The following is an 8,028-nucleotide window of genomic DNA, read 5'->3' as shown; positions in this document are numbered from 1 at the left end:
CGATCGCTTGCGGAAAAGCCGCCGCCAGTCGCGCTATCTGCGTGCTTTTGCCCACGCCGTCGATACCTTCGAATATTACATACATTTTTCGCCTTTAAATTTGTGCGCTATTTTACAAGCTTGTAGCTAAATAGCGGCTTTTTTAAATAGCCGAACGCTAAATTTCGCCTCCAAATCGGGCTTTTGCGCGAGTTTGTACGAGCCGTTTTTTATCTTTAGGCGTAAAATTTTATCGGGCGCTTTGCCTGGCTCATGCTATTTGCGGCACGGCTCGCGGTTAAATTTAGCGCTCACGGGACGAGCCGCATAAACAGCTAGCGAGTAAATTTGCGCTTACGGAGCGCGTACTGAGCGGAGCGGAGTAGGGCGTCAGCCGATAAAAACGGCGCGCCGTGCGGATAGAATGGCACGTCGGGCGAGGTAGGGCGCCATTATACATAGCAGGATATGTGCTTTGCGAAGCGGATGGCGTTAGACGGAATGGGCGGTACTTCAGGCGGATATAGGGCATGTGCTGAGGAGCAGAGAGCGTCATGCAGATAGGGTATGTTGCCTAGCGGCGCGGGCGGGCGAGTGCTGCGTGCAGTGACAAAATCGCGACGATGAAATTTTAAATTTTGCCCTTATTTGCCTGACGGTTCGGGATTTATCGCTATGAAATCTTTCCTCAGATCGCCAAGATCGCAATCGGTAGCCGTGATCGTAAAATCCTCCGTCATATCGAGCGCAAATTCGCCAAGATCTGCTTTAAGCTGCTTCACGCACCACCAAATAAGCTTTTTAGCCTGCGCATATTTATCATTTAGTTGCGTTTCCTGATTGAAAAGATCGAAAATTTTCGCCGTTTCGTAGTCTACTTCGACTTCGGCTCGAAACTCGTAATCAGGAACGAGCCAAAGAAGCCAGCCGTCCTTTCGTGCAAGCCACTGCGCGCGCTGTTCTTGCGAGCCGAATCCGATGATTGGCGGCAAACTCCTATTGTCGCAAGCTAAATTTATGCAGTAGAGCTTGCAGTCGGGCGCGTGCTTTTTGATCGTCTCTTTAATCGCTGGCAGCAGCCTCTGCGCGGCGAGCTCATAGAGCTTTTTGTAGCTCATATCCTTATCCGGCTTTTGATAGCGCACATAACCATTTTCGATTATTAAGCTTAGCTCGCCCATTGCGTCAAATTCATAGTTTGTTACGTCATTCCTTCTGCCTGCGCGAGGGTGTTCTACATGTTTCCGTCTTTGTGCGAGCTTGCCGCCTTCGTAAGTAAAATTTTCTATCCCATAGGCGTTGTTGTCAAAGGCCGAGTAGATGGACTTTAGCTCGCCATTTTCATAGATAAATCTTTTTATATTGAAGCATCCTACGCATCTTTTGTTATAGCAACCGAAATGATATTTTAAAACTTCGTCCCGCCCCCAAAAATACAAATTATCCCAGGAAGATTTTTTATCGTCATGTTGTCTTTCAAAAACGACGCGATCTTGCGCGTCAAAGCCGTATTCGTAGGCATTTGCGATCTTTTTTGGTTTAGCTTTTAAAATTTTGCCCTTAAAGAAGCGGTTATATTCGAAATAAAACGGCTCTAAATTTAGATACTGATCTGATGCCCAGCGTCTGCTTGCGACCTGCGCTTCGGCTATTTCATTTAGGGCTTTGTATTCATTTCTCGCGCTTTTTAAAAACGTTCGCAGTTTTTCTATCTCATCTATTGTTTCGTTCATTTTATCTCCCGTGCAGTTTGTAAATTTTAAATTTAGCCGCGAGCTATCTTTTTAAAATTTCCAAAATTTCTCTCGGAACGAGCCTGCTGACGTCGCCGCCGTGGCTCAAAACGGAGCGGACGATCGAGCTTGAGATGAAGGCGTTTTTGAGCGTCGGCATCAAATACACGCTCTCAAATTCCTCCCATAGCGAGGCGTTTGCATAGCCGATCTGCAGCTCGTACTCAAAGTCGCTAACCGCGCGAAGCCCGCGGATTACGAAGCGCACGCCGCAAGATTTAGCAAAATCCACGAGTAGATTATCAAAGCTTTGCACGCTCACGCCACGAAGCCCGCGTGTCGCGGCTTGCGCCATCTCTAGTCTGGATTTTAGGCTGAAGTAGGGCTTTTTGCTCTCGTTTAGCGCGACTGCCACGATGACTTCATCAAAAAGCCCCAGTGCACGCTTGATGACGTCCAGATGGCCGTTCGTGATAGGATCGAAAGTGCCCGGATAGATACATTTTCTTGAGTTTTGCATTATTGCCACCTTTTAAATAGCTCGTTTTGCACGCCCAGAGCGTCGCACCACTTGCCGATTATGAAATTTTTTAAATTTTGCACGCCGCAGTAGCCCGCGATCACGGGCGGAGCGATGATGACGCCGAGCGCGGCTAGCTCGCTCATTTGTCGCAGGCTGATCGCAGAAAGCGGCATCTCACGCACGCCAAGAACCAGCCGCTTATGCTCTTTTAACGCGACTGCGGCAGCGCGAGTGCTTAAGCTGTCGCAAAGCCCGCCGTAAATTTTAGCCAAAGAGCCGATAGAGCAGGGCGCAAAGATTGTGGCGTCAATGCCGAAGGATCCTGAAGCGGGCGGCGCGCTCAGATCGGTGTCAGGATAAAATTTTACGCTCCTAAATTCCGCGGATTTTAAAGTCTCGTCCGCGTCTATACCGCTTTCGGCGCGCAGGACGTGGCGCGCGCCCTGCGTAAGCACGGCGTGAATTTCATGCGGTGAGTTAGCAAGAAATTTAAGAAGATCAAGCCCGATCTCGCAAAAACTGGCGCCGCTTATGCAAACTAAAATTCTCATTTCAAGGCTTTCATATCGAAATTTTGCAGTTTAAAAACAAACGCGGCGGAAAGAATTTTAAAATTTGAAGTTGAAATGGAGCGGGAAACGAGAGTCGAACTCGCGACATCAACCATGGCAAGGTTGCGCTCTACCACTGAGCTATTCCCGCATGCGGTAAAAATAAAACGCGATTGTAGCCTATAAATTTTCATTTGTCAATAATTTCTCGCTTAAATTTCATAAATTTTTACGATTTCTCCAGCGAGAACTTTGTCGCATTCGGGATCAGCCAAGAAAAAATGCGATGCCACAGCCAGCGGCCTGATGCGCCCAGAAGGCGACGGCATAGGCGTAAAAACTCCGCCTTCATATGCGCCTACGGTTAAATTTATTCTGCCGCTTTTTAGCTTCAGATCGCTTGCGAGCTTGGCATAGATCGCCGCTTCTGCGCTAAAAGCCTCGCTTGCGCCGCTAAGCTTAAATAGGATCGGCAGTATGACTGCGCGCGTAAGCACGAAAGCGGCCATCGGATTGCCCGCCATTGCAAAGACGAATTTGCCGTCTTTTGCGAAGCACTTGCTGGGGCGGCCGGGCTTGATATCAATGTGATCGAAAGCCTGCAAAAATCCAAGTTCACTCATAGCGCTTTGCATAAAATCTGCCTCCCCAGCACTTGCTCCACCGCTGGTAATTAGCACGTCAAATTTACGCGTAGCAGCGTCTAGCGCCTCGCATACCGCGCTAAAATCATCCTTTAAAATTCCTAAATACTCGTTTTCAAAGCCGTATTTTTGCAGCAATGCAGCAATACCACTAGAGTTGGCATTATAAATTTCGCGCTCGCTCGCACTCTGCCACGGCTCTTTTAGCTCGTTTCCGCTGGAAAATAGGGCGATTTTAGGACGCGCGTAAACGTCCACTTCGTAAATTCCTTGCGCAGCAAGAAGCATGATTTTGGCAGGGTTTAAAATTTCGCCACGGTGCAATAAAAGCTCGCCCGCGCGCACCTCCTCGCCTTTTTTACGAAAGCCGTCGTGGGCATGAACGGAAGCAGGGATTTTTAGAGTTCCACCTTGCGTGTCTACATCCTCTAGCCTCGCGACAGAGTCCGCGCCCGCAGGCATTGGCGCGCCGGTCATTATCTTTTGCGCTTGCGTAGCCTTGATTTCGTAGAATTTCTCATCTCCTGCAAAAATCGTAGGCTCTACGATCTCTAGCTCTTCGTCTTTGAAGCCCGCCGCGTAGGCATAGCCGTCAAGCGCCGAATTATCGAAGCAGGGCAGGTTTTTAAGCGCAGAAATATCGCTAGAAAGGATGCGACCTAGAGCGCTGGGAAGAGGTACCTTTTCGCTTTGTTTGCTTGATGTGATTCTAGCCGTAGCCAAAGCTATAGCCTCATTTATTCCTATCATTTTAAGTCCTTTTTATCATTTTTACATTTAAAATCTGCGCAGTTAATATCTCGCGTGGTCTTAAATTTTATGTTGCGCCAAAGCTTGCAAAGCAAAATTTACCCAAATAAATGCGCGAAATTTTATGGGCTCAAACTTGTCTTGTTTTAATGCGAGCGTTGCTTAAAATTTTAAAACATATCACTCGTAGAATTCCGCGAGCTTGCTTGCACAAGTTTTTTATTCCGAAGTCTTCATTCCTCCAGCCTCTGTATGTCCGCACCAAGCGCACCAAGCTTAGCTTCCAGCCTCTCATATCCACGATCTAGGTGGTAAATTCTATGTATTTTGCTCTCGCCGCGCGCCGCAAGAGCGGCTAAAACGAGTGCCGAACTAGCTCGCAGATCGGTCGCCATAACGTCCGCGCCGTTTAGCTTGCCGCCGCTGATCGTCGCGATGTGTCCGTTTAGGCGGATATCTGCGCCCATTCTCGAAAGTTCGCTTACGTGCATGAAGCGGTTTTCAAAAAGCCTCTCGTCGATGGTGCTGACGCCCGTGGCTACACACGCCAGCGCCATAAACTGCGCCTGCATATCGGTAGGAAAGCCCGGATATTCGCTTGTGATGATCTCAACTGGTTTGATCTTTGAAGCGGGCAGGATCGTTATTTCCTCGCCGCCGTTTGAAATTTCAAATTTAAAGCCCATATCTTCAAATTTTGCAAGCACGGCGCCAAGATGAGCCGCGCAAGCGTGCGTGATCGTGATACGAGAGCCCGTGATTGCGCCTGCGCACAGATAGGTGCCCGCCTCGATGCGATCGGGAATGATCGAAATTTCGTTCAAGCTTAAAAGCTCGCCGCCGCTTCCTTTAATGAGGATTTCGTTCGTGCCGATGCCCTCTATGTCGATGCCTGCGCTTTTTAATGCGTTGCAAACGGCTATTACTTCAGGCTCTTTTGCCGCGTTTATGATATGAGTGGTGCCGCTTGCTAAGGCCGCCGCCATTACGATATTTTCGGTGCCTGTGACGGTAATTTTGTCAAAATTTATAGTCGCGCCCTTAAGCCCCTTTTTTGCGGTGCAAACGACGTAACCCTGCTCGATCTTAACCTCCGCACCCATCTTTTCAAGCGCGCTAAGGTGTAGATCGATCGGTCTTGCGCCGATCGCGCAGCCCCCCGGAAGGCTTACCTCGCAGTGTCTAAACCGCGCTAAAAGCGGCCCCAGCACCAGGATCGAAGCTCGCATTTTACGTACTATGTCGTAGATTGCCTTAGTCGAGTTTACCTCGCACGGATCGATTTTGGCGATATTGGCGTCAAGAAACTCGCACTTTGCGCCTAAATTTGAAAGCAGCTGAATTAGCGTGTGGATATCGGAAACTGCGGGTAAATTTTTAATTACGACTTCGTTTTTTGAAAGGATAGATAGAGCTATGAGCGGCAGTGCGGCGTTTTTTGCGCCGCTTATTTTGACGCTACCGCTTAGTTTTTTGCCCCCGTTAATTCGTAGATAATGCATGATTTCTCCGTATAAAATTTCGGCGATTATACAGAATTTAGCTTTAAAGTTACCATTTTGTTACCACTGAGCGCTAAAATTACGCCCAAATTTAATCGTTACATAATTTTATAAGGATTTTTATATGAAACAACTAATTATTTGCGCTTTGGGTGCGTTTTTGCTGGTCGGTTGCTCCTCAAAAGCCCCGTCTGCTGGCAGCCAGCAAGCGTATGTCTTAAACGATCATGAAGAAGGAATAACTTCGGTGCCAGGAAGCGAGTTTAACCGCCCGCTAATCGCATCTGTGGACGATTACACCGGCACTCGCGCGGGAGGGGACTGCAGCGGATTTATCACCGTGCTAAATGATAAATACGATGATCTATTTTTTAACTCAAAAGATCTGCCGAAATACTTCACAAACGGACGCAAATCCCAAGCAATATATAATTATTACAGCCGTAAAAATTTACTCAGCAATACGCCGCGAGTGGGGGATTTGGTGTTTTTTCAAAACACCTTGCGTTCTAACAAAGGCAAGGTCAATAACGAGATCAGCCATATCGGTATCGTGCGTGAGATCTATGCTGATGGTCGCGTGAAATTCGTCCACAATACTCGTGGTAGAAATCAAGCGGACTTCGTAAATTTAAATAAGAAAAACGTCCATGTAGCGGGGCAAAAGATGGAAAATAGCTATATCGTGCGCTGCGGTAAAGACCGCATAAGCTGCCTAGCATCGAACCGCTTCGCAGGATACGGACGGGTGAATAACTAGAATTTTGAAAATTCTTTCGCCGTATTTTTTGAAAAATTTCTTATAACTTTTGGAATTTATTAGATTTTATGAAATTTCGTTAGACCTTTTAAAAATTCGCGGCGGTTTGATCTAGGCTCTAGAATTACAAGCGAAATTTTACAGATAAAATTTCGCTTGTAATTCTAGCTGTGACCTAGCTTTGCAGAATTTATTAAATTCCTAAAATTCTAATCAAATTTTAGAATTTTATGGTTTTTAGCTCTTACAGTAAAAACTTATGAATAAAAATTCACTTTGATGCTGTTATGGCAAATCAAATTAGCATTTTTAACGCGTAATATAATAAGGATTTAAAATATTTACTCTAAAATTTATTTTGAAATTAATTTGAACTCAAATTTTTGTTATTCTTAGTAAAATTATACTTATAATTTTATATAAAATTCTACAAAATGGCTTCATATAACTGCAATTTTATCGTTTTTAAATTTACAGTGTGTTTGCTTTTTAATTTACGTCGGATAAACTCTATGAATTCCGTAAAGTTTTAAAAAAGATTTACGATCTAAATTTTAGCGCAGCTATTTATTAAGGCGCTTGCAACTAAAACTATTGCCAAAATTTTGATACTAGCTTATCTATAATTTATCTCGAGCCTATAAAATTACACGACGCCTTTAATTTAATCAAAATTTTGCTACTATGCGTGAAAAATTTAAGGAGTTTCATGCAAACAGGCAAATTTACTCTCGCGATCATCGCGGCGAATATCCTATTTTTCGTGATTTCATTCGCATTAGAATATTTTTTTGGCTTTAAGTCCTATCTATTTTTTGGGCTCAATCCATATTTTTTCGAGGGGATGCCGTGGCAGCTATTAAGTTCATTTTTTATGCACGGCGGAGTGATGCATCTAGTGATGAATATGGCGGTTTTATATCAATTCGGTGGGATTTTAGAGCGAGCGTTCGGTGGGATAAAATTTACGCTACTTTACATCGTAGGCGGGCTGCTGAGCGGCGCTTTGTGTCTGATTTATATCCGTTATGCCATGAGCATGGGAGAAATCGTCAATATCGTAGGCGCTAGTGGCGCTATTTGCGTGCTTTTAGGCGTGATTGCTTATTTTGATGAACGCAATGCGGGCGGGATTTTTATCGCGATTTTGATAATGAGCTTTGCACCGATGCTAATGGGCATAAATGTGGCGTGGTATGCGCACATAGCGGGATTCGTGGTCGGTTATGGCTTTGGAATGATCCAGAAAAAATTTAGAATTTTGTAGAATTTAACGCTAAATTATACATAAAATTTTGTGAAAGGATGCAGATGAAACGGATATATTTTATAAGACATGCCGAGGCGCAAAGCGGCAACGGAAGCGATTTTGAGCGGATATTAAGCCAAGTGGGCGAACTTTGCGCAATTAAACTCGGAGAAAAGCTGCGTAGCTTGGGACTTACGCCTGATTTAATTATTACAAGCTCGGCTATACGCGCACTCCATACGGCGCAAATTATCGCTAATGCGTTGGATGCGACAAAAAGGGTAGCGTCATTGCGAGAGTTATACGACGCAAGCTTATGGGATTTGGCAAAGTTTGT

8 protein-coding genes, 1 tRNA gene and 1 pseudogene are annotated in these 8,028 nt (G+C 45.4%); 3 read left to right on the top strand and 7 right to left on the bottom strand.

What is annotated here, in order from left to right; all coding sequences use genetic code 11:
- The 7 genes and pseudogenes from Q0340_RS04625 to murA all read right to left on the bottom strand — a co-directional run.
- A pseudogene (locus Q0340_RS04625) lies at positions 1–85 on the bottom strand (dTMP kinase); the annotation flags it as partial.
- 538 nt (positions 86–623) lie between these two features.
- On the bottom strand, positions 624–1,712 hold the full coding sequence (locus Q0340_RS04620) for a hypothetical protein (protein ID WP_298082360.1): 1,089 nt from the start codon (positions 1,710–1,712) through the stop codon (positions 624–626).
- 43 nt (positions 1,713–1,755) lie between these two features.
- A complete protein-coding gene (gene coaD / locus Q0340_RS04615; protein WP_298082359.1) occupies positions 1,756–2,232 on the bottom strand; it encodes a pantetheine-phosphate adenylyltransferase in 477 nt (158 codons plus the stop codon).
- On the bottom strand, positions 2,232–2,786 hold the full coding sequence (locus Q0340_RS04610; protein ID WP_298082358.1) for a UbiX family flavin prenyltransferase: 555 nt from the start codon (positions 2,784–2,786) through the stop codon (positions 2,232–2,234). The genes coaD and Q0340_RS04610 overlap by 1 nt, the downstream gene beginning before the upstream one ends.
- 76 nt (positions 2,787–2,862) lie before the next feature.
- Positions 2,863–2,937 (bottom strand) — tRNA-Gly (locus Q0340_RS04605).
- Between the two features lie 61 nt (positions 2,938–2,998).
- Entirely contained in the window at positions 2,999–4,180 is a 1,182-nt protein-coding gene (locus tag Q0340_RS04600; protein WP_298082357.1) for a molybdopterin molybdotransferase MoeA, read from the bottom strand.
- Between the two features lie 233 nt (positions 4,181–4,413).
- A complete protein-coding gene (murA, locus tag Q0340_RS04595) occupies positions 4,414–5,682 on the bottom strand; it encodes a UDP-N-acetylglucosamine 1-carboxyvinyltransferase (RefSeq protein ID WP_298082356.1) in 1,269 nt (422 codons plus the stop codon).
- Between the two features lie 124 nt (positions 5,683–5,806).
- Here murA and Q0340_RS04590 point away from each other — a divergent pair, with 124 nt between their 5' ends.
- From Q0340_RS04590 to Q0340_RS04580, 3 genes are all read left to right on the top strand, one after another.
- Entirely contained in the window at positions 5,807–6,442 is a 636-nt protein-coding gene (locus Q0340_RS04590; protein WP_005870540.1) for an NlpC/P60 family protein, read from the top strand.
- Positions 6,443–7,151: 709 nt separating this feature from the next.
- Positions 7,152–7,709, top strand: coding sequence for a rhomboid family intramembrane serine protease (locus tag Q0340_RS04585; protein WP_298082355.1), 558 nt, complete (start codon positions 7,152–7,154; stop codon positions 7,707–7,709).
- Positions 7,710–7,753: 44 nt separating this feature from the next.
- Positions 7,754–8,028: histidine phosphatase family protein (locus tag Q0340_RS04580; protein ID WP_298082354.1), on the top strand; the 275-nt coding region annotated here is incomplete at its 3' end.

The sequence above is a fragment of the uncultured Campylobacter sp. genome (genome assembly GCF_938045595.1).
Lineage (GTDB): Bacteria > Campylobacterota > Campylobacteria > Campylobacterales > Campylobacteraceae > Campylobacter_B.
The sequence above is the reverse complement of the archived record's forward strand: the minus strand, read 5'-3'. Positions and strand labels throughout refer to the sequence as shown.